Source organism: Pseudomonas proteolytica (genome assembly GCF_007858275.1).
In the GTDB taxonomy this organism is placed as follows: Bacteria; Pseudomonadota; Gammaproteobacteria; order Pseudomonadales; family Pseudomonadaceae; genus Aquipseudomonas; species Aquipseudomonas proteolytica.
The window spans coordinates 1-532 of the sequence record NZ_VFEV01000104.1; the positions used below are offsets into that span (position 1 = coordinate 1).

The window sequence follows — 532 nt, forward strand, 5'->3', positions numbered from 1 at the left end:
TGTTCTTTTATAAATAAGATATAACCAATAGAAGTGAAAATTTGAAAAGAGGTGCAAAATAGATGAAGATTTCAACGAAAGGCCGCTACGGCTTAACAATTATGATCGATCTTGCAAAAAAGTTTGGTGAAGGTCCGATTTCATTAAAATCAATTGCGCAGGCACATGACTTATCGGAACATTACTTAGAGCAATTAATTTCACCACTTCGTAACGCGCGTCTAGTAAAGAGTACGCGCGGGGCATATGGCGGATATGTATTATCAGATCAGCCGGCTAACATTACAGCTGGGGATGTAATCCGTGTGTTAGAGGGTCCGATTAGTGTTGTAGAAATGATAGAAGAAGAAGAGCCAGCACAACGCCAATTATGGATGCGTGTTCGTGATGCGGTGCAAGAAGTGTTAGATAGTACAACGTTAGAAGATTTAGTACGTTATGAGGAAGAAAATCACGGGGGCTATATGTTTTACATTTAATTCCTTGTGAAACGATTTGGAAAGAAGGAGATTTAATGGAACGCATTTACCCA

At 39.3% G+C, this 532-nt stretch carries 1 protein-coding gene; it reads left to right on the top strand.

The window, feature by feature from the left end; all coding sequences use genetic code 11:
• The first annotated feature begins 62 nt into the window (after positions 1–62).
• Positions 63–479, top strand: a complete 417-nt coding sequence (gene cymR / locus FIV38_RS29905) for a cysteine metabolism transcriptional regulator CymR (protein WP_000704116.1) — start codon at positions 63–65, stop codon at positions 477–479.
• Positions 480–532: the final 53 nt, after the last annotated feature.

Bases quoted from the DNA above. Each gene is read 5' to 3' on its own strand.
- cymR (WP_000704116.1), top strand. From the start codon at position 63: ATGAAGATTTCAACGAAAGGCCGCTACGGCTTAACAATTATGATCGAT.